This is a genomic window from Inquilinus limosus (assembly GCF_051487185.1).
In the GTDB taxonomy this organism is placed as follows: domain Bacteria; phylum Pseudomonadota; class Alphaproteobacteria; order DSM-16000; family Inquilinaceae; genus Inquilinus; species Inquilinus limosus_F.
Window position 1 is genome coordinate 101,157 of record NZ_JAHVDK010000006.1, and the last position, 25,980, is coordinate 127,136.

Here is a 25,980-nt window from a genome sequence, read left to right on the forward strand (position 1 = left end):
CTTCGGTTAGGCGTGCGGCGGTTGGGCGTGTAGCCGGGGGCCCTTGCGGGTCACGCCGAGATGGCGGGTCAGCGCGGCCTCGTCGGCCTTGAGCGCGGCGCTGGGCGCGGCATGGACGATGGCGCCGCGCTCCAGGATCACCGCCTGGTCGGTGACCGACAGGATCTTCTGGGCGTGCTGCTCGACCACGATCGCGGCCACGCCCTCGTCGCGCAGGATCCGCTTCAGCGCGGCCAGCAGCTCCTCGACGATGATCGGCGCCAGGCCCTCGGTCGGCTCGTCCAGCAGCAGCAGTTTCGGATTCAGCATCAAAGCGCGGGCGATGGCCAGCATCTGCTGCTCGCCGCCCGACAGCTGGCTGCCCAGGTTGCCGCGCCGCTCCTTCAGCCGCGGGAACAGGGCGTAGGCGCGCTCCGGCGTCCAGGGGCCGGGCCGCGCCACCGCGGTCATGTTCTCCTCGACCGTCAGCGACTTGAAGATGTTGCGCTCCTGCGGCACCCAGCCAATCCCGGCCAGCGCCCGGTCCTCCGGCCGCGCCCGGGTCAGGTCGCGTCCGGCCAGGGTGACGGTGCCGCCGAAGCGGCGGGTGACGCCGATGATGCTGTTGAGCAGCGTGGTCTTGCCGGTGCCGTTGCGGCCCAGCAGGGCCAGCGCCTCGCCCTCGGCCAGAGTCAGCGACACGCCGGAGACGACGACGGCCTCGCCATAGCCGGCGACCAGATCCTTGAGCGCCAGCAGCTCAGCCATCCACCGGCTCTCCCAGATACACGGCCCGGACCTGCGGGTCGGCGGCGATGGCATCGGGCGGGCCTTCGGTCAGGAGGGCGCCGTTGACCAGCACCGAGATGCGGTCGGCGAAGCTGAACACCAGGTCCATGTCGTGCTCGATCAGCAGCACCGAGACGTCCTGCGGCAGCTCGGCGATGGTGGTCAGCAACTCCTGCCGCTCCGCCTCCGGCACACCGGCCGCCGGCTCGTCCAGCAGCAGGACGCGCGGCCGGCAGGCGAAGGCGGTGGCGATCTCCAACAGGCGCTGCTTGCCGTAGGGCAGGGTGGCCGTCCTCGCCTGCAGCACGTCGGTCAGGCGGAAGCGCTCGGCGACAGCCAGGATCTCGTCCATCACCTCGGCCTTGCCGCCGGCCACCCGCCACCAGTCGCCGCCGCGCCCCATGCGCTCGGACACGGCGAGGCCGATGGTGTCGAGCGGTGTGATCTCCGGGAACAGCTGGTTGATCTGGAAGGTGCGGGCCAGGCCGCGCCGGACGCGGAGATGCGGCTTCAGGCCGGTGATGTCCTCGCCGCCCAGCAGCACCCGGCCGCCGCTCGGGGCCAGCACCCCGGTCAGCAGGTTGACGAAGGTGGTCTTGCCGGCGCCGTTCGGGCCGATCAGCGCGTGCCGCGCTCCGACCTCGAGCCGCAGCGACACGTCGTTGGTGGCGACGAGACCGCCGAAGCGCTTCATCAGGCCGATGGTCTCGAGCGCGGCGGTCATCGCCCGGCTCCGATGCGGGAAAGGAGAAGGGCGACGGGCCGGCGCAGGCCCTGCGCCAGCCGGTCGCGCCCGACCAGCACCAGCAGCACCAGGAAGGCGCCGAGCCAGAAGGACCAGTATTGCGGCGTGATCCCGGCGATCCAGTCCTGCAGGAAGCGGAACAGCACGGCGCCGATCGGCCCGCCATAGAGATAGCCGGCACCGCCGATCACCAGCACCAGCAGCACATCGGCCGAGCGGTGGAAGTCGAACACGTCGAGCGAGACGAACTGCGCTGTCTGGGCCAAGAGCGCGCCGGCGACAGCGGCATAGGCGGCCGAGAGGGTGTAGACGCCGATCAGCCGCCGCGCCACCGGCACGCCGATTGCGGCGGCGCGCAGCCGGTTGTCGCGGATCGCCTTGAGCGACATCCCGAAGGGCGAATGCACCAGGCGCCGGGCGAAGAGGAACAGGACGAACAGCACCGCCAGGCTGTAGGCATAGGCGGTGGTGCCGAACAGGTCGAACTCGAACAGGCCGAGGATCGGGCCGACCATCATGCCGTTCAGCCCGTCGGCCCCGCCGGTCAGCCCGGCCGCCTGGTTGGCGATCTCGAACAAGAGCAGCGAGATGCCGAGCGTGACCATGAGGCGGGTGAGGTCGGAGCCGCGCAGCACCAGGAACCCGGTGGCGAATCCCAGCACGGCGCCCGCCGCCGCGGCGGCGATGAGGCCGAGCATGGGCTCGCCGTCGACATGGATGGTCAGGAGGCCGGCGACATAGGCGCCAAGGCCGAGGAAGGCGGCGTGGCCGAGCGAGACGATGCCGGCATAGCCGAGAATCAAATCGAGCGAGAGGGCGAACAGCGCCAGGATCGCGATCTCGTTCAGGATCAGGTGCTGGTCCGGCAACAGGAACAGCGCGGCCAGGGCCGCCAGCCAGAACAGCGCCTCCGGCAGGCGCCAGCGGGCGCGCGATGCTGCCGGGCGGATCTGTGCCGCCTCTGAGGAGAGCGGAGCGGCGGTCACCTGGTCCCTCCACGGGCGAACAGCCCCTGCGGCCGCAGGATCAGCACCACGATCATCACCGTGTAGATGACGAAGGAGCCGAGGGCGGGGACGTAGTACTTGCCGGCGACATCGGCGATGCCGAGCAGCAGCGCCGCGAGGAACGGGCCGGTCAGGCTGGAGGTGCCGCCGACAGTCACCACGATCAGGAAGTAGATCATGTATTTCAGCGGGAAGGTCGGGTCGACGCCCAGGATCTCCGCCCCCAGCGCGCCGCCGAGGCCGGCGAGGCCGGAGCCGGCGGCGAAGGTGACGGCGAAGACGGTGTCGACCCGGATGCCCAGGCCCCGGGCGGCGCGCGGGTCGTCGACCGCGGCGCGCAGCTGGCTGCCGAAGCGAGTGCGGGCCAGCACCCATTGCAGCACCAGCACCAGCACGCCGCAGATGGCGATGATCAGGGCGCGGTAGATGCCGATGCCGACGCCCAGAACCTCGACCCGGCCGCGCAGATAATCGGGCAGCCGGATGATCTGCTGCTCCGACCCCATCAGATAGTCGGCGGCGGCGACCGCCATGAACACGATCCCGATCGAGAACAGCACCTGGTCGAGATGGCTGCGGCGGTAGAGCGGCCGGTACAGCGTCCGCTCCAGCACCAGCCCGGCCAGGGCCGCGGCCAGGAAGGCGGCGGGCAGGCACAGGAAGAACGGCACCTGCCAGCGGTTCATCAGGATCGCGGTGACATAGCCGCCGAGCATGGCGAAGGCGCCGTGCGCCAGGTTGATGAAGTTCATCAGCCCCAGCGTCACCGACAGGCCGCAGGCCAGCACGAACAGCAGCATGCCGTAGGCGATGCCGTCGAACAGGATCGTCGCCATGGGGCTACTTCGCCGCCTTGACCGGGTCCTTCACCGCCTCGATGGTCGCGAACTCGACATTGTACAGGGCGCCGTCCCGCTTCTCGACTTTGCGGACGTAGACATTCTGGATGATGTCGCGGGTCTCGGGGTCGATCGTGACCGGGCCGCGCACGCTGGTCCAGCTCATGCCCTTCATGGCGTCGACCAGGGCCTGGCCGTCGGTCGCGCCGCCGGTCTTCTTCAGCGCCTCGTAGATCAGATGCATGCCGTCATAGCCGCCGACCGCCATGAAGTTCGGCCGCATCCCGCCGCTGGCGGCCAGGAAGGCCTGGACGAAGGCCTTGTTCTCCGGGCTGTCATGGGCGGCGGAATAGTGGTGGGTGGTGATGGTGCCCAGCGCCACGTCGCCGATCTTGTCCAGGAGCTCGTCATCAGTGACGTCGCCGGTGGCGATCAGGCGGATGCCGGACTTGTCCAGGCCGCGCTCGACGAACTGCTTCATGAAGATGGCGCCCTGGCCCGAGGGCACGAAGACGAACAGCGCGTCCGGCTTGGCGTCGGCGACGCGCTGCAGGAAGGGCGCGAAATCCGGGTTCCGCAGCGGCACCTGCAGCTGCTCCACCACCTGGCCGCCGGCCTTGCCGAAGCGCTCGGCGAAGGCCTTCTGCGCGTCCAGGCCGGGGGCGTAGTCGGTGACCAGCGAGACCACGGTCTTGATGCCGTTCTGGGCGGCCCAATCCGCCAGCGGCACGGTGACCTGCGGCAGGGTGAAGCTGGTGCGGACGATGAAGGGCGAGGCCTCGGTGGTGACGGCGGTGGCGGCGGCCATGATCACCTGCGGCACCTTGGCCTGGGTTGCGATCGGTGCCGCCGCTGCGGCCAGCGGGGTCAGGCCGAAGCCGGCCAGCACCGACACCTTCTCCTTCACCACCAGCTCCTGCGCCAGGCGCTTGGTGACGTCGGCGGTGCCGGTGTCGTCCTTGACGATCAGCTCGACCGTCTTGCCGGCGACCTGGCTGCCGTTCTGCTGCATGTAGAGGCGCGCCGCGGCCTCGATCTCCCGCCCGGTGGAGGCGGAGGGGCCGGTCATCGGCAGGATCAGGCCGATCCTGACCGTGTCCTGCGCCGCGGCCGGCAGGGCCGCCAGCAGGGCGGCGGCCAGGGCCGCTGCGGTGACGTGGCGTCGATGCATCTTGGTCCTCCCCGTTTGTTGAATACCGGCAGGTTTCCCATCGGCCTTTTCTACCTTGATCTCTTGTGCCGGAGCTCCAAAGCGGTCAAGAATTCGTGCGCATAGCGATAATGTTGTTCGCATCACGAACAGACCGGGAGGACATCCTGCGCGACGAGCAGGTCGTCTCGTTCCGCAAGGGGCTGGACATCATCCGCAGCTTCGGCGCGGGCCACCGGCGGCAGACCATCACCGAGGCGGCATTCCGCACCGGGATGACCCGAGCCGCGGCACGGCGCTTCCTCCTGACCCTGTGCGAGGCCGGCTACGCCCGCAGCGACGGCAAGCATTTCGAGCTGACGCCGGCGATCCTGTCGCTCGGCCACAGCTTCCTGTCCGGGATGGGCGAGCTGGAACGGGTGCGCGATGCGTTGCTTGAGCTGACGCGCCGGCTGGGCGAATCGGCCTCCGCCGCCATGCTGGACGGCACCATGGTCACCTATGTCGCCCGCTCGCCGGCGGCGCACCGGATCATGACGGTCGGCCTCGGGGTCGGCACGCGACTGCCGGCGCACGCCACCTCGATGGGCCAGGCCCTTCTGGCGGCGCTGCATCCGCGCGAGCTCGATCGCTATTTCGAGGCGGCGGTGCTGGAGCGGTTCACCGAGCACACGCTGACCACCCGCGCGGCCCTGACCGGGCGGGTGGCCGAGGTGCGCGGCCGCGGCTATGCGCTGGTATCGGAGGAGCTGGAGACCGGGCTGCGATCGATCGCGGTCGCGGTGCCCGGCGGCATCTCGGCCGGCAACCTGGCGATCAACATGAGCGCCCCGGCCGGGCGGGTCGGGGCGGAGGAGATGCGCGAACGCTTCCTGCCGGCGCTGCGGGAGGCGGCGCAGGCGATCGCGCTGGCGGTGCAGCGGGGTAAGACGTCTCCGCCTATGGCTCGAGCCGGAGATAGACCCGGCCGCCTTCCACCTTGACCGGATAGGTCTGCAGGTCGACGCAGACCGGGGGGCTCTTGGCCTCGCCGGTGGTGAAATCGAAGCTGCCGCCGTGCAGCGGGCATTCGATGATCGTGCCCATCACCAACCCGTCGGTGAGGAGCGCATATTCATGCGTGCACAGCGCGTCGGTCGCGAAATAGCGGTCGTCCTCGGTGCGGTAGATGGCGAAGCTGCGTCCGCCATGGTCGAAGCGGATCACCTCCTCCCGATCGATGTCGTCGGTCGCGCAGGCGTCGATCCAGGCGTCCTCGGCCATGCTGTCTTCTCCCTCGATGCGTCCTCCTGCACTGCCCCCGCTTGTCCGGGGATCTTGCAAGGAAGCTAGTCCGAGGCCGTATCGTCCTCAACGTGGGGTGACAGAGTTCGTCATCGGCCCGGCTGGCATCAGCCCATCACGATCACGCCGTTGGCCTCCACGCGCACCGGGATGGCGTCGAGGCCGCAATCGGCCGGTCCGGAGAGGGAGCTGCCGTCCTCGGCGTCGAATTCGGCGAAGTGGTTGGAGCAGATGAGGCGCTGCCCGTCCGCGCTCAGCACGCTGCCGCCGCGCCAGGTCAGCGGCAGGAAGGCGTGCGGGCAGGCGTCGAGAAAGGCGCGCACCATGCCGCCGCGGCGGACCAGCAGCATCGAGAAGACGCGGCGGCCGGCGCCGAAGGCGAGCTGCCGCACGCCCGGATCCTCGATCTCGTTCAGGCGGGCCAGGACCGCCCCCGCCGCCGGGGCATGCGGGTGCCGGCGCCAGGCCGGCCCCGCCTCGGGCGCGAACGGATTGTCGGTCACGCCGCGTGGCTGCTGTCGGCGGACAGCACGCCGCGCCGGATCTGGTCTTCCTCGATGCTCTCGAACAGGGCGCGGAAATTGCCCTCGCCGAAGCCCTCGTCGCCCTTGCGCTGGATGAACTCGAAGAAGATCGGGCCAATCACGGTCTGGGAGAAGATCTGCAGCAGCACCTTGGTGTGGCCGCCCTCGACCACGCCCTCGCCGTCGATCAGGAGACCGAGCTCGCGCAGCTTCTCCAGCGGCTCGCCGTGGTGGGGCAGGCGGCTGTCGACCTTCTCGTAATAGGTGTCGGGCGGGGCCGGCATGAAGGCCAGGCCGTTCTCCGCCAGCTGGGCGACCGAGGCGTAGATGTCGCGGCTGCCCAGCGCCACGTGCTGGATGCCCTCGCCCTTGTATTCGCGCAGATATTCCTCGATCTGGCTCTTCTCGTCCGCGCTCTCGTTGATCGGGATGCGGATCTTGCCGTCCGGGCTGGTCAGGGCGCGGGAGTAGAGCCCGGTCAGCTTGCCGCTGATGTCGAAGTAGCGGATCTGCCTGAAGTTGAAGAGCCGGCTGTAGAACTCGACCCAGACATCCATCTGGCCGCGATGCACGTTGTGGGTCAGGTGGTCGACATAGTAGAGGCCGGCCCCCTCAGGGTGCGGCTCGGCCTCGCCGATCCAGTCGAAATCGACCTCGTAGATCGAGCCCTTCGGGCCGTAGCGGTCGACGAGATACAGCAGCGAGCCGCCGATGCCCTCGATCGCCGGAATCCGCAGCTCGCCCGCATTCACCCGGGTCTCGACCGGCTTGGCACCCAGCGACACGGCGCGCCTGAAGGCGTGGTCGGCGTCGGCGACGCGGAACGCCATGGCGCAGGCGCAGGGGCCGTGCCTGCGGGCGAAGTCGCTGGCGAAGCTGTCGGGCTCGGCATTGACGATGAAGTTGATGTCGCCCTGGCGGTACAGCATCACCCGCTTCGATTTGTGCCGAGCCACCGGGATGAAGCCCATGGTCTCGAACAGCGCGCCCAGCTTCTCCGGCTCGGGCGAGGCGTATTCGACGAACTCGAACCCGTCCGTCGCCATCGGGTTGGTCTCGCTGATCTCGGCTGGCGGGGCGTCGTGCGGATAGGGGCCCATGCTGCTCTCCCTGGGGTTCGTTCCTGACCGGAATGATACCAGCGGGCGCATGGTCGTTCCGTGCGAAACGAGGGGCGGGGAGGGTGCGTTGTGCACGTTTTCTGCATGATGGCCGCTGGCCATGCGCGAATTCTCCTCTTTTGCCCTTTTCATCCTCGTCATCCCGTGCGCGACGCGGCACGCAGTGCTGCGGCGCAGACACGGGATCTCGTCCCAGTCTCGACGAGATCCCCGCTTTCGCGGGGATGACGATGAAGGGGAAGGGCGAGGGCAAACAAAAAGGGCCGCCGGATCGCTCCGGCGGCCCTGCTGTCTCTCTGCGGCGGCGTCGCCGCCGGCGTTCACTTCTCGACGAAGGCCTTCTCGATCACGTAGTCGCCCGGCTCGCCGTGATTGCCCTCGACGAAGCCGCGTTCCTCCAGGATCACCTTGAGGTCGGCCAGCATCTGCGGGCTGCCGCACAGCATGACGCGGTCGTGCTCGACCGCCAGCGGCGGCAGGCCGATATCCTCGAACAGCTTGTTCGAGACGATCAGGTCGGTGATCCGGCCGCGGTTGCGGAACGGCTCGCGCGTCACGGTCGGGTAGTAGATCAGCTTGCCGCGGATCTCCTCGCCCAGGAACTCGTCCTGCGGCAGCTCCTGCGTGATCAGCTCACCATAGGCCAGCTCGGCGATCTGGCGGCAGCCATGCAGCAGCACCACCTTCTCGAACCGCTCATAGGTCTCGGGATCGCGGATCAGGCTCAGGAACGGCGCCAGGCCGGTGCCGGTGCCCAGCAGGTACAGGTTGCGGCCGGGCTTGAGGTTGTCCAGCACCAGCGTCCCCGTCGCCTTGCGGCCGACGATGACCGGGTCGCCTTCCTTCAGGTGCTGCAGGCGCGAGGTGAGGGGCCCGTTCTGCACCTTGATCGAGAAGAACTCGAGCCCGTCCTCGTAGTTCGGGCTGACGACGCTGTAGGCGCGCAGGAGCGGCTTGCCCTCGACCTCGATCCCGAGCATCGTGAACTGGCCGTTCTTGAACCGGAACGTCGGGTTGCGGGTCGTCCTGAAGCTGAAGAGCGTGTCGGTCCAGTGATGGACGCTGAGAACGCGCTCCTCATTGAAGTTACTCATGCCTCGTCACCCTCCGCTCACGACTACGCACAAAATGTGGGAAATAGCTTCGCCAGCGTCCAGCCGATGCATGTAGATTCTTCCGGCGAAATTTGCAAGGCGGCCTTGCTGCGGCATAATTTGTTTGTATACTAACAATAAATGCGGGCGACCGCTCTGTCAACGGCCCGCGGCAGGTGAGGCGCCCCGGAACGGGGCAACGACGAAGGAACGTCCTCATGGCGCATGACGAGCCGCAGAAGCCGGCCGGCCCGGCCAAGCTGGTGATCCGCAACATCGGCCTGCTGCTGAGCGGCAGGCTGGAGGCGCCGATCCTCGAGGCCGACACGGTGGTCGCGATCGACGGCCGCATCGCCGCGGTCGGGCGCGAGAAGGATGTCGACACCGAAGGCGCCACCACCCTGATCGACGCCCACGGCACGACGTTGGCGCCCGGGCTGATCGACAGCCATGTCCATCCGGTGATCGGCGACTGGACGCCGCGGCAGAACCAGATCGGCTGGATCGACAGCAGCCTGCATGGCGGCGTCACCACGATGATCTCGGCCGGTGAGGTGCATCTGCCCGGCCGGCCGCGCGACGTGGTCGGCCTCAAGGCCCTGGCGGTCACGGCGCAGCGCAGCTTCTCCGCCTTCCGCCCATCCGGCGTGAAGATCCACGCCGGCGCGCCGGTGATCGAGAAGGAGATGGAGGAGCAGGACTTCAAGGACCTGGCCGATGCCGGCGTCACCCTGCTCGGCGAGATCGGCCTCGGCGGGGTCAAGGACGGGCCGACGGCGCGCCGCATGGTGGAATGGGCCCGGAAATACGGGATCCAGAGCACCATCCACACCGGCGGCCCCTCGATCCCCGGCTCCGGCCTGATCGATAAGGATGTGGTGCTGGAGACCGATGCCGACGTCGTCGGCCACATCAATGGCGGCCACACCGCCCTGCCGGACGGCCAGATCCGCTGCATCTGCGAAGGCTGCCGCCGCGGGCTGGAGCTGGTGCACAACGGCAATGAGCGGGCGGCGCTGTTCACCCTGCGCACGGCCAGGGAGATGGGGCAGCTCGAGCGTGTGATCCTCGGCACCGACGCGCCGGCCGGCTCCGGCGTCCAGCCGCTCGGCATCCTCAGGATGGTCGCGATGCTGTCCTCGCTGGGCGAGGTGCCGGCCGAGACCGCCTTCTGCTTCGCCACCGGCAACACCGCGCGCATGCGCAAGCTCGATGCCGGCATCATCGAGCCCGGCTGGTCGGCCGATTTCGTCTTCCTCGACACCGCCCAGCACTCCGCCGGCACCTCGCTGCTGGAGAGCGTGCAACTCGGCGACCTGCCGGGCGTCGGCATGACCGTGATCGACGGCGTGGTGCGCAGCCAGCGCAGCCGCAACACCCCGCCGGCGACCCGGGTGCCGGTGGTGGTGAAGGGATAATACCGACGCCTTCGAGTTTGGCTCTCCGGCCCTTTTCCGTCATCGCGAGGCGCGAAGCGCCGTGGCGATCCAGGGCCGGAGCTGCTGGATGGCCACGCGCCTTCGGGGCTCGCCATGACGGTTCAATATTTCCGGCCCCTGGTATCGATCTCGACGAGGTGAGGGCAGGGCCCTACAGCACGAAATCCGAAGCGGTCAGCGGGGCGTCGACGGAGACCTGCACCAGGAAATCGGTGTGCCGGTCGCCGTCCACATCCGCCCGGACCAGGAAGCTGCGTCCGGTTCCGATCGGCGTGATCAGCAGCTCCGCGCCGGCGCCGGTGTAGGTGGTGCCGGCGACGACGGTGAAGACGGTGTCGCCGTTGGCGGCATCGTCGTCGGCATCGATGGCACCGAGATCGACGACGTCGCCCTCGGCGTGGGAAAAGTCGAGGATCTTCTCCCGGAGATTGGCGTCGGTGGTGACGGTGGTGTCGGCCAGAGACGTGTAGACGAAGCGGTCGGCCCCGGTCGCGTCATAGAGATCATCGCCATAGAGGTTGTCGTTGCCGGTGCCGCCGATGATCGTGTCGTGGCCGGCGCCGCCCATCAGCTGATCGTGATAACCCGCCCCGTCCAGGAGATCGTTGCCGTCGCCGCCGCGGAAGCTGTCGAAATCGTCGGCGCCGGTGGCGACGTCGTCGCCGCCCAGGCCGTCGAAGCTGTTGATCGCCCCAAGGCCGCGCAGGACGTTGACGTTGTCATCGCCGATGACGTGGATCCCGCGCTCCCGGCTGCCCTCGATGATCTCGATCCCCGACAGGATATCGCCTTCGGCGTCGCCACCCGTGCTGACGCTGGTGGTCAGGTTGATCGTCGGGCCGACCGGACTGTCGGCATAGCTGACCGTATCGATGCCGGCGCCGCCGATGAGGTGGTCGGCTGCGGCGCCGCCGTCGAGCACGTCGTCGCCGTCGCCGCCGTTGAGCACGTCACGGCCCGCCAGGCCGAACAGGACGTCGTCCCCGGCCAGGCCGCGCAACGCGTTATCGCCGGCGTCGCCGGTGATGACGTCGTCGAACAGGCTACCGCGGACGATCTCGAAGCTGTCGAGCAGGACGTCGCCTTCGGCGGACCCGCCGTGGTTGACGCCGGTGGTCAGGTCGACCGAGACGCCGGCATCGCTGTCGCCGTAGTTGAGGGTGTCGATCCCCGCCCCACCGCTCAGCGTGTCGGCGCCGGAGCCCCCATAGAGATTGTCGTCGCCGTCGCCGCCCTCGAGCCGGTCGTCGCCGCCCAGGCCGCGCAGCAGGTCGTCGCCGTCGAGGCCATGAAGGCTGTCGTCGCCGTCGCCGCCGAACAGCCGGTCGTCATCCTCGGTGCCGATGAGAATGGCCATCTTGCCCTCCAAATGCGTCGGACTATGCCGGTCGAACTTCAATCCGCTGCATGAAATCTATTTTTGGCGGGCAGTTTAGAGATTCCGGTAGGGAGAAGTCCATGGCGCCTCCATGAAATCTACTCCGGCGCCACCCGGGAGCCTGCGGGCTGGGTGACCGGGCGGCGCCGTCCGCATCAGATGTTTGGCGGATGCCCGCGGACGGTCCGGGAGGGTAGCATCGACGCCGGGAACGCCGCGAAGCGGTGTCGACCAGGGGGCGCTTCTATGGGCAACATCTACGGCGACGACAACCCAAACACCCTGTCCGGCACGGCCGCGGCCGATTCCGTGTACGGACGGGGCGGCAACGACACGCTGATCGCGGTCGACGGCTATGACGAACTCTACGGCGAGGCCGGCGACGACATCCTGTTCAGCGGCGGCAGCAACAATGATCTCTATGGCGGGGACGGCAACGACACCGTCGACTACAGCCATGCCGGTCTCCTCGAGGGAGGCGCGCGTGCCAGGATCGGCATGCAGGTCGCCGGCAGTGGAGCCTCACATGCCGACACGATCGGAACCGATGTGGAGAATCTCACCGGAACGCTGTTCAGCGATTGGCTGATGGGATCCGCTGCGGACAACATCCTCAAGGGCGATGAAGGCCTCAACGCCTCAGGCTCCGGCGACGAGCTCTACGGCGAGGACGGCAACGACACGCTCTATGGCTATCGCGGCGACGATAAGCTCTATGGTGGTGCCGGCGCCGATATTCTGTATGCCGGCCCGGAGGACGACAGACTCTACGGTGACGCCGGTGCCGATGGCCTGAGCGGCGAGGAGGGCGACGATGTCCTGCGTGGCGGCGACGGCGACGACGGGCTGGAAGGCGGTGCGGGGGCCGACATCCTGCTGGGCGGCGCCGGTTTCGACACCGCCCGCTACTCGACCAGCCTCGTCGGCGTGGCCGTGACGATCGGGGCGTATGGGGTCGGCGGCGACGCCGAGGGGGATTTCGTCGGGCCGGATGTGGAGAATATCGGCGGATCGAACCACGCGGATGTGCTGGTCGGCTCCGCCGCCGACAACCGTCTCGATGGCGAACCGTCCCGCACCCGCACGGGCGGGAACGACAGGCTTTCCGGGCTCGGCGGCAACGATACGCTTTCCGGCGGGCTGAGCGACGATGTCCTTTACGGCGGCGCCGGGGCCGACCGGCTCGACGGCGGCGACGGTATCGACACCGCCAGCTACTTCACCGGCACCACCGGGGTCGCGGTCAATCTCGTCAGCGGCACCGGTGTCGGCGGCGAGGCCCAGGGCGACACACTGACTGGGATCGAGAATCTCTCCGGCGGTCAGGCCAACGACAGCCTGGTCGGGAACACCCTCGCCAATGTGCTGCAGGGCTGGAACGGCAACGACGTGCTCGCCGGGGCCGGCGGGAGGGACGTGCTCACCGGCGGCGCCGGGGCCGACCGCTTCGTCTACGGCAGCGCGGCGCAGAGCGCGGTCGGGGCCGATGCCGACCGGATCACCGATTTCAGCCATGCCCAGGGCGATCGGATCGACCTCTCCGCCATCGATGCCAGCACCGCCGCGGCCGGCAACCAGGCTTTCAGCTTCATCGGTGGCGCCCTCTACACCGGCGTCGCCGGCCAGCTGCGCTATGCCGTCACCAACGGCGTCACCACCATCGCCGGCGACCTCAACGGCGACAAGGTCTCGGATTTCCACATCCAGCTCACCGGCAGCATCGGTCTCGTCACCGGCGACTTCGTGCTGTAGGGCCTAGAGAGGGATGAAACGAGGTAGGGTCACGTCAGGCATTCGCGCAGGGCTGAGAAAATGTCGAGCGTCTTCGCATTGCCTCTCCCGCCGGACGCGGGAGAGGTCGGACGTCCGTAGGACGGCCGGGTGAGGGCTGGTCCCGGCCTCGACGAAATCCCCTCACCCGGAGCCGCTTCGCGTCTCCGACCTCTCCCGCAAGCGGGAGAGGCAAAAAATAGTACTTTCGTCAATGGGATGACCGATCCGGCCTGAACTCATCCCGCTCTAGCTCAGCTTGCGCAGCAACTCGATCAGCGTCGCCCGTTCGGCCTCGCTCAGCGGCGCCAGGGTCTCCTCGGTGATGCGGCGGGCGTTCGGCACGGTGCGCTCGGCCAGGGCCTGGCCGGCGGGGGTCAGGGCGACCTCGAGGCGCCGCCCGTCCTCCGGGTCCGGGCGGGTCTCGATCAGGCCGCGCTTGCCCAGCCGGTCGACCACGCCCTTGATCGTCGCCGCGTCCATGGCGGTGCGGCGGCCGAGGCGGTTCTGCGAGCAGGGCCCGCGCTCCAGCAGCTTGGCCAGCACCGCCCATTGCGTCGCGGTCAGGTCGTCGTCGCCGATGCCGGCGGCGAAGATCGCGGCATGGCGCTGGCTGACCTGGCGCAGGATGAAGCCGACCTGGTCGTCGAGAATGTAGGGGCCGTTCTCGGCCTCGGGCCCGCGCGTAGCGGAAACGATGATGCTCATGATCGCTTCCTATCACACCGCGAGATAGGCGTCGCGGATCTCCGGTTGCGCCTCCAGCTCCGCCATCGTGCCGCTGAAGCGGATGCGGCCGGTCTCGATGATATAGGCGCGGTCGGAGATCAGCCGCGCGAAATGCAGGTTCTGCTCCGACAGCAGCACGCTGAGGCCTTCGCGCTTCATCGCCAGGATGGCGTCGGCCATCTGCTCGACGATCTTCGGCGCCAGCCCCTCCGACGGCTCATCCAGCAGCACCAGGGACGGGTTGCCCGCCAACGTGCGGGCGATGGTCAGCATCTGCTGCTCGCCGCCGCTCATCCGCCCGCCGGGGCGGCGCCGCATCTCGGCCAGGTTCGGGAACAGGGCATAGAGCCGATCCGGCGTCCAGCTGGGCGCGCCCGGCCGTGCCGGCTGATGGCCGACCGCCAGGTTCTCCTCCACCGTCAGGTCGGTGAAGATGCGCCGGTCCTCCGGCACATAGCCGAGGCCGGCGCGGGCGATCTCATGCGTCGGCCGGGCGGCGATGTCGGCGCCGCGGAACAGGATTCGGCCCTCCCGCCGCGGCACCAGCCCCATCAGCGCGCGGAAGGTGGTCGACTTGCCGGCGCCGTTGCGGCCGAGAAAGGCGACGACCTCTCCCGCGCCGACCTCGAAACCGACATCGAACAGGATCTGGGCCGGGCCGTAATGGGCGCTGAGGCCGGAGACCGTAAGCGTCATGCGGGCACCCCTTCCCGATGCCGGGCGTCGTAGACCAGGCCCTCGCCGAGATAGACGGCGCGCACCTGCGGGTCGCGGCGCACCGCCTCGGGCGCGCCCTCGGCGATCAGCGCGCCGCGGTTCAGCACCATGATCCGGTCGGCATGCTCGAACACCACATCCATATCGTGCTCGGTGAACAGCACGCCGATCCGCCGCTCCCGCGCCACCTGCGCGGTCAGGCGCATCAGCGCCGCCCGTTCCTTCGGCGCCATGCCGGCGGTCGGCTCGTCCATCAGCAGCAGCTTCGGCGCATTGGCCAGGGCGATCGACAGCTCCAGCCGCTTGACGTCGCCATAGGCCAGCTCGCCGCAGGCCCGCTCCGCCGCGTCGCCGAGCCCGACGAGGTCGAGCAAGGCATCGGCCTCTTCCCGATATGCGCGGCCGGCGAAGCCCAGGCCCCCAATACTTATCTTGGCCCGGCGGTGGTGCGACAGCAGCGCCACCTGCACGTTTTCGCGCACCGTCATCGAGGCGAAGGTGGCGGCGATCTGGAAGGTGCGGCCGACGCCCAGGCGCCAGACCCGGCGCGGGGCCAGGCCGGTGATGTCGTGCCCCTCCAGCCGAACGCGGCCGGCATCGGGCCGGATCTGGCCGTTCAGCATGTTGAAGCAGGTGCTCTTGCCGGCGCCGTTCGGGCCGATCAGGGCCAGGATGCCGCCGGCCTCGAGCGTGAAGTCGACGCCGCGCACCGCCTGCACGCCGGCATAGGATTTGGCCAGGCCCTCGACCTGCAGCAGCGGCCCCATCACTGGTTGAGACGTCATTCCGCGGCCTCCATCCGGGATGCCGCGGCCGAGACCGATGTCGCAGGCTTTCGCCGTCTCCCGCGGACCTCCTCGACGAAGCCGACGAGGCCCTTGGGGAAGGCCACCACCAGCAGCACGATGATGCCGCCCAGCACCAGCTTCGACAGGTCGGTCTGGCTGACCAGCCAGATCGCCAGCGCCTTGTAGACGATGGCACCGACCACGGCGCCAGAGGCGGTCTCGATCCCGCCCAGCAGCACCATGACGAGGCCGTCGATCGACAGCGGGATGCCGAGGTTGTCCGGGAACACGCTGCCCTTGAGGAAGGCAAACATCGCCCCGGCCAGCCCGGCCGTGGTGCCGGCGACCAGGAAGGCGGTCCATTGCACGCCCGCCCGGCCGATGCCGATCGCCTCCGCCCGCTGGGTCGAATCCCGCACCCCGCGCAGGGCGTAGCCGAAGGGCGAGAAGGTCAGGATGCGCAGCAGCGCGATGCCGGCCGCGGCGACCGCCAGCGCCAGCCAGTAGAAACCGGCCGGATTGGCGGCCCAGGCGGAGGGCCAGATCCCCAGCATGCCGTTGTCGCCGCCGGTCAGCTCGACCCATTGCGTCGCCACCGACCAGGTGATCTGGGCGAAGGCGAGCGTCAGCATGGCGAAATAGACGCCGGAGAGGCGCACGCAGAAGGCGCCGAACAGCGCCGCCCCGGCCAGCCCGAACAGCGGCCCGGCCAGCAGCGCCACCTCCATCGGCAGCCCGGCGGCCTGGACCGCGAAGGCGGCGCCATAGGTGCCGAGGCCGAAATAGGCGGCATGGCCGAAGGAGGCGAGGCCGCCGGTGGTCATCAGAAACTGCAGGCTGGCGGCGAACAGGGCGAAGATCGCGATCTCGGCCGCCACCGCCAGGGCATAGCCGCCGGCGACGGCCGGCAGCAGCGCCGCGGCCGCCAGGGCGACGAGCAGGGCGATGCGCTCACCCGTGCCGAAGGGCCGCCAGGGCCGGATGGCGATGCCGATGGTGGGTCGTGCCGGCCCCTCCGGCCTGCCCAGCAGGCCCCAGGGCCGCACCACCAGCACGCAGGCCATCACCAGGAACACCAGCACCAGCGAGATGGTGGGGAAGACCAGGATGCCGAAGGCGTTCAGCTCCGACACCAGCACCGCGGCGATGAAGGCGCCGGGGACGCTGCCCAGCCCGCCGATCACCACCACGACGAAGACCTCGACGATGATCCTGAGGTCCATGGTGTGGGTGACCGCGTCGCGCGGGATCTGCAGCGCCCCGCCGAGGCCGGCGAGGAACACGCCGAGCGCGAAGACGCTGGTGAACAGCCATTTCTGGTTCACGCCCAGCGCCGCCACCATGTCGCGGTCCTGCGTCGCCGCCCGCACCAGCACGCCCCAGCGGGTGCGGCGGAACAGGAGCCACAGAAGGCCGAGCACCACGGGGCCGAGGACGATCAGGAACAGGTCGTAGAGCGGCAGCCTCTGGCCCAGGATCTCGACCGCGCCGCGCAGCCCCGGTGCGCGGCGGCCGACCAGGTCCTCCGGCCCCCAGATCAGGACCGCGAGGTCTTGGACCATCAGGGTTACGCCGAAGGTGGCCAGCAGTTGGAACAGCTCCGGCGCCCGGTAGATCCGGCGCAGCAGCACGATCTCCAGGAGGGCGCCGAACGTCGCCACGATCAGGGCCGCGGCCACCAGCCCGCCCCAGAAGCCGAGGGCGCCGGAGAAGCGCTCGGTCAGGGTGTAGGCGAGATACGCGCCCAGCATGTAGAAGGCGCCGTGCGCGAAGTTCACGATCCGCGTCACGCCGAAGATGATCGACAGGCCCGACGCCACCAGGAACAGCGAGGCGGCGCTGGCGAGTCCGGTCAGGAACTGGGCGACGAGGAAATCCACCAAGCCTCTCCTGTTATTTGTTCTAGTCCCCCCTCCCCTCGCGGGAGGGGGGACGAGTGAGGCGTTATTCCGCCGGCCGCAGCTTGGCGACCTCGGCGTCGCTCGGCAGGTAATTGGCGCCGTCGCGGTAGTGGAAGTCGACCATCACCCCCTTGCCGTCCTCGACCGCGGTCTTGCCGACGAAGGCGCCGAGGGTCGACTGGTGGTCGATCTTGCGAAAGGTGATCGGGCCGAAGGGGCTGTCGACGCCGATGCCCTCGGCCGCCGCGATCAGCTTGTCGGTGTCGGTCGACCCGGCCTTGGCCAGGATCGCCGCGATCGATTTCATCGTGGTGTAGCCGACGATCGAGCCGAGGCGGGGATAGTCGTCGTACTTTGCCTGATAGGCCTTCAGGAAGGCGTCGTGCTCCGGCGTCTTGATCGCGTACCAGGGATAGCCGGTGACGATCCAGCCCTCCGGCGTCTCGTCCTTCAGCGGGTCGAGATATTCCGGCTCGCCGGTCAGGAAGCTGACCACCGAGCGGTCTTCGAACAGGCCGCGGGTGTTGCCCTCGCGCACGAACTTCACCAGGTCGGCGCCGAAGGTGACGTTCAGGATCGCCTCCGGCTCCGTCGCGGCCAGGGCCTGCACCACCGCGCCGGCGTCGATCTTGCCCTGCGGCGGCCACTGCTCGTTGACCCATTCGATATCCGGCCGCTTGGCCGAGAGCAGCTGCTTGAACACGGAAACGGCCGACTGGCCGTATTCATAGTTCGGCGCCACCGTCGCCCAGCGCTTCGCCGGCAGCTTCGCCGCCTCCTCGGCCAGCATCGCCGCCTGCATGTAGTTCGACGGGCGCAGCCGGAAGGTGTAGCGGTTGCCATTGGCCCAGGTGACGGCGTCGGTCAGCGGCTCCGCCGCCAGGAAGAACACCTTCTTCTGCTTGGCGAAGTCGGAGACGGCGAGGCCGATATTGGAGAAGAAGGTGCCGGCCAGGAGCGCCACGCCCTCGCCCGAGACCAGCTCGTTCGCCGCGGTCACGGCGTCGGCCGGCTTGCCGCCGTCGTCCTTGGAGATGACAACCAGCTTCTGCCCGTTCACCCCGCCGGCGGCGTTGATCTCCTCGACCGCCAGCTGCCAGCCCTTGCGGTAGGGCTCGGTGAAGGCCGGCAGGCCGGAATAGCTGTTGATCTCCCCGATCTTGATCTCCTGCGCCCCGGCCGCCGCCGGGCCGCAGAGGGCGGCGGCCAGCGCCAGGACCGCCGCGACGTGAAACCCTGCCTTCATCCCTGTCTCCTTCGTGTCCCGGCCCGTTCAGCCATTCCCTGTTTTCTTACCACCACCGTTCCGCCCCCTCACCCTCCCGCCGCCCTCGGCGTCGGGCCCCTCCCTCTCCCCAAGGAGAGGGGCGGGTCACCTCTCCTTGGGGAGAGGTCGGAATCGCGTCAGCGATTCCGGGTGAGGGGGCGGCGCAGGCCTCGCCGTTCTTGCGGCGTACCCGTCAGCGCAACCCGTCCTCTCCCTTGATCTGGTCCTTGGTCAGGCCGCCGACCCGGGGCAGGGGGCGGCCGCTGTCGGTCACCGCCACCGCGACCATGATCTCGCCGGCCCGCGGCGCATCGGCGATGCGCACCTCCATGCCATCGAAATGGCTGCGCACATAGGCCGCGTCCTTGTGGCCCAGCGGGATGTCCAGCGGAACGCCGGGGCCGCCTCGCTTCTTCGAGGACGGGATCAGCGCCGCGCCCTTGCCCAGCACCCTGCGCACCGGCGTGCCCAGCTTCGGATGCAAGATGGCGGCGGCATGCTCCAGCTCGCCATTCTCGCCCACCGCCGCGGCCTTGCCGTAGCTCTCCGCCGCCGGCCCCTCGATGCCCAGCGCCGCGACGGCCTTTTGGGCCAGCAGGCCGCCCAGCTCCTCGCCGATCTCCATCAGCTCGGTCAGGTCGTCGACATAGCGGCCGGCGAAGGGGTTCTCGATCACCGCCACCGCGGCGGCACGGCGGGTCGGCGCGGTGACCGGCCGGCCCATCTCGGTCACCGTCTCCTCGACCACAGTGACGATCTTGCGGATCTTCGCACTCATCGGAGGCCGTCCTCGCCCTTGATCTCGCTGGCCTTCAACCCGCCGACGCGGGCATGGATGCGCGGGCCGGTGGTCATCACCAGCACCAGTGCCATCTCATCCGCCTTCGGCCCGTCCGGCACGCCCACCTCCATTGCGTCGAAATGGCTGCGGACATAGGAGGCGTCGATGTGGGTGACCGGCACGTCCAGCCGCGCGCCGGGCCCGCCGACCTTCTTGGCCGAGGGCACGATCGCCTTGGCGCCGCCCAGCGCCTCGCGCATGGCGTAGCCGCCGGGCACGTGCCACAGCGCGCCGTGCTCCAGCTCGCCGGCGGCGCCGACGATGGCGCCCTTGCCGTAGCCCTCGATCGCCTTCGGGTCGCCGCCCAGCGCCCGGATCAGCTGCTGCGCCATGGCGAGGCCCAGCGGCTTCAGGTCGTCCATGAAGCCCGCGATCTCCTCGACATAGCGGCCAGCGAAGGGGTTGCGGATCACAGTGACGATCGCCCCGCGCCGCAGCGGCGTCGCGGCCGGCGGCCCGCCCTCGTGGAAGATCTCCTCGACGGTCACCAGGCGTTTGCGGATCTCGACCTCAGGCATGGATCAGGCTCTCTGCTTGCGGAGATGTACGCGCATCCAGCCCCACCGTCCGCGTCTCGCCCGCCAGATGCAAGGCGGCGGCGCGGATCAGGCCGCGGGCGATCAGGGCCTCGGCCCGGGCGGCGCCGGCGGAGAGGGCGGCGTCGATCTCGGCCGGCGCCAGCGGGCCGACGCCGCGGGTCACCGGGCGGTCGCCCAGGTCGCTGTCGGGCTGCAGCTCACGCGCCGGAACGCGCTGGATCGCGGGATGGCCGGGCAGGTCGACGGCATTGGCCACCACCGTGGCCGCGGCGTCGGCATCCGCGGCCCCGGCCGCCAGGATTGTCACCGCATCGGCGATGCCGAGCGAGAAGCTGCGGCCGCGCCAGCCGCTGGTGGCGATGCCGCGGATCCCGTCCCCGGCCGCGAGCACGGTGGTGCCGAACAGGCCGGGGCGGCCATGGTCAAGTTGATCGGGCCGGTCGACCAGGCCGACGGTGAAGCTCTGCCCCGGCGTCAGGTGCAGGGCGATGTCGCCGCCGTTGTTGACATAGGCGCGGGCCAGGGGCGCCGCCGTGGTCATCGCCGCCAGCACCGCCTCCGCCACCGCGCCGGCCACCGCGGCCATCGGGGTGATGAAGGTCTCGCCGGCATAGGGTGCCACCGCCTGGTGCATGCGGCGGGCGACCGGGCCCTCGAGCGGGCAATGGTCCGGCCGCGCTGGCGCGCGCAGTAACGTGAGCTCGTCGCACAGCTCGTCCAAGAGGCCGGTGAAGCGCCGCGCCGCCGCCTCATAGGCCGCCCGCACCGAATCCGCCCCCCCGGCCGCCTCGACGATCAGGTCGATCGGCCCGTCCTGCAGGTGCAGGCGCCGTCCGTCGGGCAGCAGGGCGATCTGTGGGCGGCGGGTCATCGGCGGATATCAGCCGTGCGACCGCTTCGCACCCTGCGGCGCGAAGGGCCAGGGGTTGTCGCGATAGGGCGCCACCGGCCGCCGCGCCGTGTCGACGCCGAGGGAGGAGAGGGGGCGGACATACTCCATATGCCCCTCCAGCGCCTCGTAGTCGGACAGGCGCAGGGTGAACTCGATCGGCGCCACCAGGGCCGGGGTGGGGACGTAGCCGAAGGCGTTCTCCGGCACCCGGGTGACGTCGACCATGAAGGTGATGCCGCCGCCAGGCCAGACATAGACCGGGGCGCCGCCGCAGGTGACATAGGTCAGCGCCTCCTTGACCGACCGGGTCAGCCGCACCGGGTTCTCGGTGACGCCGGCGCGCAGCGACCCGCCGGCGCCGCCCATGAACAGCACGGTGCACAGCGCCGGCTCGCAATTCTCCTCGATCCGAGCGATCGACTGCTGCAGTGCCACCGGCAGCTCCTGCTGCACCGGCCGCAGCTCCTGGTCCAGCACGTAATAGGCGTGGTGCTCGCCGGTGGTGCTGACCATCAGCATGGTCAGGCCGGGCCGCGCCTTCTTCGGGTCGAACGGACCCAGGATCGACAGCGGGTCGGAGATGTCGGTACCGCCCCAGCCGGTGCCGGGCTGCGCCACCTGGAAGTAGCGGCCGGGGGTGGAGCGCCGGCCCTTCACATGGATGCCGGTGTCGGGGATGCCCAGGACCTTGCCGGCCTGGTGCTCCGACAGCACGCCCGTGATGTGGTCGTCGACCACCACCACCTCGTCGACCTTGCCCTGCCATTGCTTGGCGAACATGCCGATGGTGGCGGAGCCGCAGCCAACCCGCATCCGTTCCTCCACCGCGCCATTGACGATCGGCGGTTGGCCGGCCTGCACGATCACGGTGACGCCGTCGTCGATGGTCAGCTCGACCGCGCGGCCGTTGCTCAGCTCCAGCAGGGTGTCGCAGGTGACGCGGCCTTCCTTCTTGCTGCCGCCGGTCAGGTGGTGCACGCCGCCCAGCGACAGCATCTGCGACCCGTATTCGCCGGTGGTGACGTGGCCGACCGGCTCGCCCTGGGCCCGCACCAGGCTGCGCTCCGGCCCCAGATGGCGGTCGGTGTCGATCTTCACCTTGACGCCGCAGTAGCTGAAGATGCCCTCGGTCACCACCGTGACCATGTCGACGCCGTCGACCTCGGCCGAGACGATGAAGGGCGCCGGCTTGTAGTCCGGATAGGTGGTGCCGGCGCCGATCGCGGTGACGAAGGTCTCCGGCCCGCGCACCAGCTTGCCGTCCCAGTCGCCGCCGCCGCGGCTGAACGGCACCACGCTGCCACCCTGGGCCAGGGTGCGGTCCAGCACCACATGCGGGTCGACCCGGACCAGCGTGCCGTCGTGGTTGGCGTAGCGGTCGCAGGCCCCGGCGGCGCCGGGCTTGATGTAGCACATCACCGGGCAGGCATCGCAGCGGATGCGGCCGTCTTCGGTTTTTTCGGTCGGCTGGGACATGTCAGTCTTTCTGTCCGGCCGCCAGGATCGCGGCGCGGACGCGGTCCGGCGTCGCCGGCACCCGGCGGATGCGCACGCCGGTGGCGTCGTGGATGGCGTTCAGGATGGCGGGGGCGGTCGGGATCAGCGCCTGCTCGCCGATGCCTTTGGCGCCGAAGGGGCCGACCGGGGCGGCGTCCTCGATCAGGATCGATTCCACCGGCGGCATGTCGCCGGCCGAGGGGATCAGGTAGTCGTGCAGATTCTCGCCGCGGCCGGGATGGAATTCCTCCATCAGCGCCAGGCCCAGCCCCTGGGCTGCGCCGCCCTCGATCTGGCCCTCGACCAGGGTCGGGTTGATCGCCCGGCCGACGTCGTGCGCCGCGGTGATCTTCAGCACGCGGACGGTGCCGAGCTCGATGTCGACCTCGACCTCCGCCATATGGGCGCCGAAGCCGTAGACGGCGTAGGGCACGCCCTGGCCGTCCGCGTCCAGCGGGCTGGTCGGCGGGTCGAAGGTGGCCTCCGCCGCCAGGACATAGCCGCGCTCGTCCTGCGGCAGCACCGCCAGGTCCAGGCTGCGGGCGTGCTCGCCCTCGGTCACGGTCACCCGGCCATCGGCGAAGGCGATCGCGGCGCCCTCGCCGGCATTGGCCAGGCGCAGCAGGGCGCGGCGCAGGTCGCGGCCGGCCAGCTCCGCCGCCTTGCCGGTGACGAAGGTCTGGCGCGAGGCCGAGGTCTTGCCGCAGTCCGGCGTCAGGTCGGTGTCGGCGGAGACCAGGTCGAAGCGCTCGATCGGCGCGCCCAGCGCATCGGCGCAGATCTGGGTGACGACAGTGTTGGAGCCCTGGCCGATATCGACCGCGCCCTGATGCAGCGCGATCCGCCCGTCCGGCTTCAGCCCGATGCGGATGGTGGACGGGTTGGGCAGCGAGGTGTTGCCGCAGCCATACCACATGCCGGCGACGCCGACGCCGCGCCGCAGTGGACCGGTGGCGCTCTTGTTGAACGCCGCCGCCTCCTCCCGCGCCCGCCGCCAATGCGGCCGCAGCGATTCCAGACAGGCGCGGATGCCGGTGCCTTCGCCCAGCACCTGGCCGGTGACGGTCGGCTGGTCGGGGCGCAGGGCGTTGGCGATGCGGAACTCCAGCCGGTCCATGCCGAGGCGGTCGGCCAGCTCGTCATAGAGCTGCTCCTGCGCCACCCCGGCCTGCGGCACGCCGAAGCCGCGGAAGGCGCCGGCCGGCACCAGATGAGTGTGCACGGCCCGGGTCAGGGCCCGGTAATGCGGCACGAAATAGGGGCCGGAGGCGTGCACCGGCACCCGGTTCGCCACGGTCGGGCCCCAGGAGGAATAGGCGCCGGTGTTGAAGTCGGCGGCGAAGTCCATCGCCACGAGCCTGCCGTCCTTCGTGGCCCCGACCCGGGCGCGCATCCGCGCGGGATGGCGCTTGGTCGTGGTCATAATGGATTCGGTGCGGGAATAGACCATCCGCACCGGCCGCCTCAGGTGCCAGGCCGCGATCGCGATGAAAGGCTGGATCGACAGGTCGAGCTTGGAGCCGAAACCGCCGCCGACCGCGGTCGGGATGATCCGCACCGCCTCCGGCGCGATGCCCAGGATCTTTGCGACGTCGTCGCGATCCATGTACGGCGCCTGGGTGCAGGCCTGGATCTCGATCCGGTCGCCGACCCGGCGGGCGAAGCCGGCCTCGGGCTCGATATAGGCGTGCTCGACGAAGCCGGTCTCGAACTCGCCCTCGACCACGACGTCGGCCGCGTCCAGCGCCGCCTCGGCATCGCCGCGAACGACGCGGCCGCGCACCAGGATGTTGCCGGCGCGGTCGGCATGGACCAGATCGGCCCCCGATGCCAGCGCGTCATCGATGGTGGTGTGGCCCGGCAGCGGTTCCCAGGTGACCGGGAAATCGGAGAGGTCGAGCGACTCGATCGCCCAGCTCTCGCCGACCACCGCCGCCACCGCCTCGCCGCGGAACCGGGCCTCGGCCTCGGCGAAGGCCGGCTGGTCGGCGAAGGGGCCGATCACGCCGAAGCGGTTCTCGCCGGGCACGTCCTTCGCCGTGAACACGCGGACGATGCCGGGGTGGGCGGCGACGAAGCCGTCGATGTCGCCGAAGGCGAAGCGGGCGCGGTGGTGCGGGCTGCGGATCGCGCGCAGCGACAGGGCGCCGGACGGCGTCTCGTCGGCGCCGAACACGTCGCGGCCCTCGACCTTGCGGCGGCCGTCCAGCCGGTCGATCCGGGCGCCGACGGCGCGGCCGGCCGCCGGCCCTTCCGCCATGGTGGGCTCGGTGCGGGCATCCAGCACGGCGGCGACGATCTTGCGGTAGCCGGTGCAGCGGCACAGCACCCCGCCGATCGCGTCCATCACCTCGGCCTCACCCGGCTCCGGAGTGCCTTCCAGGAGGGCGGCGGCGGCCACCAGCATGCCGGGGGTGCAGATGCCGCACTGGGCGGCGCCATGGCGCAGGAACGCGGATTGCAGCCGGGCGGCGACGGGCGTGTGCGCCGGCAGCCCTTCGATGGTGGTGACCCGGCGGCCTTCGACCTGGCCGGCGGCCACCAGGCAGCCGCAGACCGGGGCGTCGTCCAGCAGCACGGTGCAGGCGCCGCAATCGCCGGCGTCGCAGCCGACCTTGGTGCCGGTCAGGCCCAGATCGTCGCGCAGCAGCCGCGTCAGCCGGCCGGACGGATCGGCCGGCACCTGCACCGGGCGGCCGTTCAGGGTGAAGCCGAGCACGGGACGGGCATCCAGCATCTCAGGCCTCCGCCGCGCAGGCGTCCAGCGCGCGGCGCACCAGGGTCAGGGCCGCGTCCAGGCGGTAGGCGGCGCTGGCCCGGACATCATCGATCGGCGACAGCGGCGCCAGATGCCCCGGCCGGGCCAGCGCGCCGAGGCCGGGCCGCGCCGGGGCGCCGACGAGGTCCTGCTCCAGCGTGGTCAGCCGTTGCGCGACGGCGGAACAGGCGCCGACCGCGATCCGGGCCTGCCGGACACGGCCGTCGGCGCCGGCCTCGACCACCGCCGCCATCATGGCGATCGAGATCACGAGATAGCGGCGGGCGCCGAGCTTGAGGAAGGCCGAGGCGCCGGCATCGATCGTCCGCGGCACGATCACCGCGGTCACGATCTCGTCGTCGCGGCGGGCGGTGCGGCGATTGCCGGTGATGAAATCGGACAGCGGCAGGGTGCGGGTGCCGGCGCAGGAGCGTAGCTCCACCTCGGCGTCCAGCGCCAGCAGCGGCGGCACGCCGTCGGCGGCGGGGGAGGCGTTGCACAGATTGCCGGCGATGGTGCCGGCGTTCTGGATCTGGATCGAGCCAACCTCCCGCGCGGCTGCCTTCAGCGCGTCCAAGCAGCGCGGCAGCGGCGTGGCGATGATGGTGCTCCAGCTGGTGCGGGCGCCGATGCGGATGCGGTCGTCACCGAGAACGATGCCGTCCAGCTCCGCCAGCCGGGAGATGTCGATAACCGGTCCGGTCAGCGGCCGCTCGCCCGCCGCCGGAAAGAGGTCCGTTCCGCCCGCCAGGATGCGCCCGCCCGGCGCCGCAAGCGCCGCGACCGCCTCATCCAGCGTGCCTGGCCGGAGGTACATGCCTGATCTCCCTGGCCCCGATCCTGTTCGAAAATCCCGCCGCTGTCCGGCAGTTATTTCATTCGTATACAAACGATCTTCATCCGCGCCGATGGGGCTGTCAAGGCGGGATCCC

General features: G+C 70.0%; 24 protein-coding genes. 3 read left to right on the forward strand and 21 right to left on the reverse strand.

Annotated features, from left to right (window positions below; genetic code table 11):
• Positions 1-6: 6 nt before the first annotated feature.
• Genes KXR53_RS08675 through KXR53_RS08695 form a run of 5 tightly spaced genes read right to left on the reverse strand, consistent with a single transcriptional unit; the run spans position 7 to position 4,530 of the window.
• Positions 7-747 carry an ABC transporter ATP-binding protein gene (locus KXR53_RS08675; RefSeq protein ID WP_437374714.1) on the reverse strand — a complete coding sequence of 247 codons (741 nt, stop codon included), beginning with the start codon at positions 745-747 and terminating at the stop codon, positions 7-9.
• Positions 740-1,492, reverse strand: coding sequence for an ABC transporter ATP-binding protein (locus tag KXR53_RS08680; RefSeq protein WP_437374715.1), 753 nt, complete (start codon positions 1,490-1,492; stop codon positions 740-742). Before KXR53_RS08680 ends, KXR53_RS08675 begins: the two co-directional genes overlap by 8 nt.
• On the reverse strand, positions 1,489-2,499 hold the full coding sequence (locus KXR53_RS08685) for a branched-chain amino acid ABC transporter permease (RefSeq protein WP_437374716.1): 1,011 nt from the start codon (positions 2,497-2,499) through the stop codon (positions 1,489-1,491). Before KXR53_RS08685 ends, KXR53_RS08680 begins: the two co-directional genes overlap by 4 nt.
• Positions 2,496-3,356, reverse strand: a complete 861-nt coding sequence (locus tag KXR53_RS08690) for a branched-chain amino acid ABC transporter permease (RefSeq protein ID WP_437374717.1) — start codon at positions 3,354-3,356, stop codon at positions 2,496-2,498. Before KXR53_RS08690 ends, KXR53_RS08685 begins: the two co-directional genes overlap by 4 nt.
• Before the next feature lie 4 nt (positions 3,357-3,360).
• Positions 3,361-4,530, reverse strand: a complete 1,170-nt coding sequence (locus KXR53_RS08695) for an ABC transporter substrate-binding protein (RefSeq protein ID WP_437374718.1) — start codon at positions 4,528-4,530, stop codon at positions 3,361-3,363.
• 110 nt (positions 4,531-4,640) lie between these two features.
• Here KXR53_RS08695 and KXR53_RS08700 point away from each other — a divergent pair, with 110 nt between their 5' ends.
• The gene (locus KXR53_RS08700; RefSeq protein WP_437374719.1) at positions 4,641-5,492 is read left to right on the forward strand and encodes an IclR family transcriptional regulator domain-containing protein; all 852 of its coding nucleotides are present in this window, start codon (positions 4,641-4,643) and stop codon (positions 5,490-5,492) included.
• Here KXR53_RS08700 and KXR53_RS08705 read toward each other — a convergent pair.
• The 4 genes from KXR53_RS08705 to KXR53_RS08720 form a co-directional block, all read right to left on the reverse strand.
• Positions 5,449-5,772, reverse strand: a complete 324-nt coding sequence (locus tag KXR53_RS08705; protein WP_437374720.1) for a MocE family 2Fe-2S type ferredoxin — start codon at positions 5,770-5,772, stop codon at positions 5,449-5,451. The genes KXR53_RS08700 and KXR53_RS08705 overlap by 44 nt on opposite strands.
• 128 nt (positions 5,773-5,900) lie before the next feature.
• Positions 5,901-6,296: a Rieske (2Fe-2S) protein gene (locus KXR53_RS08710; protein WP_437374721.1), complete on the reverse strand. Its 396-nt coding sequence runs from the start codon at positions 6,294-6,296 to the stop codon at positions 5,901-5,903.
• A complete protein-coding gene (gene hppD / locus KXR53_RS08715; RefSeq protein ID WP_437374722.1) occupies positions 6,293-7,417 on the reverse strand; it encodes a 4-hydroxyphenylpyruvate dioxygenase in 1,125 nt (374 codons plus the stop codon). Before hppD ends, KXR53_RS08710 begins: the two co-directional genes overlap by 4 nt.
• A 341-nt stretch (positions 7,418-7,758) precedes the next feature.
• Complete coding sequence (locus tag KXR53_RS08720; protein ID WP_437374723.1) at positions 7,759-8,532, reverse strand: ferredoxin--NADP reductase; 774 nt, start codon at positions 8,530-8,532, stop codon at positions 7,759-7,761.
• 218 nt (positions 8,533-8,750) lie between these two features.
• Here KXR53_RS08720 and KXR53_RS08725 point away from each other — a divergent pair, with 218 nt between their 5' ends.
• Positions 8,751-9,950 carry an amidohydrolase family protein gene (locus tag KXR53_RS08725; RefSeq protein ID WP_437374724.1) on the forward strand — a complete coding sequence of 400 codons (1,200 nt, stop codon included), beginning with the start codon at positions 8,751-8,753 and terminating at the stop codon, positions 9,948-9,950.
• Positions 9,951-10,122: 172 nt separating this feature from the next.
• Here KXR53_RS08725 and KXR53_RS08730 read toward each other — a convergent pair whose 3' ends face one another.
• On the reverse strand, positions 10,123-11,328 hold the full coding sequence (locus KXR53_RS08730) for a calcium-binding protein (RefSeq protein ID WP_437374725.1): 1,206 nt from the start codon (positions 11,326-11,328) through the stop codon (positions 10,123-10,125).
• Positions 11,329-11,595: 267 nt separating this feature from the next.
• Here KXR53_RS08730 and KXR53_RS08735 point away from each other — a divergent pair, with 267 nt between their 5' ends.
• Positions 11,596-13,101, forward strand: a complete 1,506-nt coding sequence (locus tag KXR53_RS08735; protein ID WP_437374726.1) for a calcium-binding protein — start codon at positions 11,596-11,598, stop codon at positions 13,099-13,101.
• A gap of 267 nt (positions 13,102-13,368) precedes the next feature.
• Here KXR53_RS08735 and KXR53_RS08740 read toward each other — a convergent pair whose 3' ends face one another.
• From KXR53_RS08740 to KXR53_RS08790, 11 genes are all read right to left on the reverse strand, one after another.
• Positions 13,369-13,827: a MarR family winged helix-turn-helix transcriptional regulator gene (locus KXR53_RS08740; protein ID WP_437374727.1), complete on the reverse strand. Its 459-nt coding sequence runs from the start codon at positions 13,825-13,827 to the stop codon at positions 13,369-13,371.
• Positions 13,828-13,839: 12 nt separating this feature from the next.
• The gene (locus KXR53_RS08745; protein WP_437374728.1) at positions 13,840-14,544 is read right to left on the reverse strand and encodes an ABC transporter ATP-binding protein; all 705 of its coding nucleotides are present in this window, start codon (positions 14,542-14,544) and stop codon (positions 13,840-13,842) included.
• Complete coding sequence (locus KXR53_RS08750; RefSeq protein ID WP_437374729.1) at positions 14,541-15,350, reverse strand: ABC transporter ATP-binding protein; 810 nt, start codon at positions 15,348-15,350, stop codon at positions 14,541-14,543. Before KXR53_RS08750 ends, KXR53_RS08745 begins: the two co-directional genes overlap by 4 nt.
• Entirely contained in the window at positions 15,347-17,233 is a 1,887-nt protein-coding gene (locus KXR53_RS08755) for an ABC transporter permease (RefSeq protein ID WP_437374730.1), read from the reverse strand. The genes KXR53_RS08750 and KXR53_RS08755 overlap by 4 nt, the downstream gene beginning before the upstream one ends.
• 64 nt (positions 17,234-17,297) lie before the next feature.
• Complete coding sequence (locus tag KXR53_RS08760) at positions 17,298-18,500, reverse strand: ABC transporter substrate-binding protein (protein WP_437374731.1); 1,203 nt, start codon at positions 18,498-18,500, stop codon at positions 17,298-17,300.
• Positions 18,501-18,714: 214 nt separating this feature from the next.
• Positions 18,715-19,299, reverse strand: coding sequence for an amino acid synthesis family protein (locus tag KXR53_RS08765; RefSeq protein ID WP_437374733.1), 585 nt, complete (start codon positions 19,297-19,299; stop codon positions 18,715-18,717).
• Positions 19,296-19,880 carry an amino acid synthesis family protein gene (locus KXR53_RS08770; RefSeq protein WP_437374734.1) on the reverse strand — a complete coding sequence of 195 codons (585 nt, stop codon included), beginning with the start codon at positions 19,878-19,880 and terminating at the stop codon, positions 19,296-19,298. The genes KXR53_RS08765 and KXR53_RS08770 overlap by 4 nt, the downstream gene beginning before the upstream one ends.
• Entirely contained in the window at positions 19,873-20,772 is a 900-nt protein-coding gene (locus KXR53_RS08775) for a UPF0280 family protein (protein ID WP_437374735.1), read from the reverse strand. Before KXR53_RS08775 ends, KXR53_RS08770 begins: the two co-directional genes overlap by 8 nt.
• 9 nt (positions 20,773-20,781) lie before the next feature.
• Positions 20,782-22,269, reverse strand: a complete 1,488-nt coding sequence (locus tag KXR53_RS08780) for a 6-hydroxynicotinate reductase (RefSeq protein ID WP_437374737.1) — start codon at positions 22,267-22,269, stop codon at positions 20,782-20,784.
• 1 nt (position 22,270) lies between these two features.
• Positions 22,271-25,027: a molybdopterin-dependent oxidoreductase gene (locus tag KXR53_RS08785; protein ID WP_437374738.1), complete on the reverse strand. Its 2,757-nt coding sequence runs from the start codon at positions 25,025-25,027 to the stop codon at positions 22,271-22,273.
• A gap of 1 nt (position 25,028) precedes the next feature.
• Positions 25,029-25,865: an FAD binding domain-containing protein gene (locus KXR53_RS08790; protein ID WP_437374739.1), complete on the reverse strand. Its 837-nt coding sequence runs from the start codon at positions 25,863-25,865 to the stop codon at positions 25,029-25,031.
• Between the last annotated feature and the right edge of the window lie 115 nt (positions 25,866-25,980).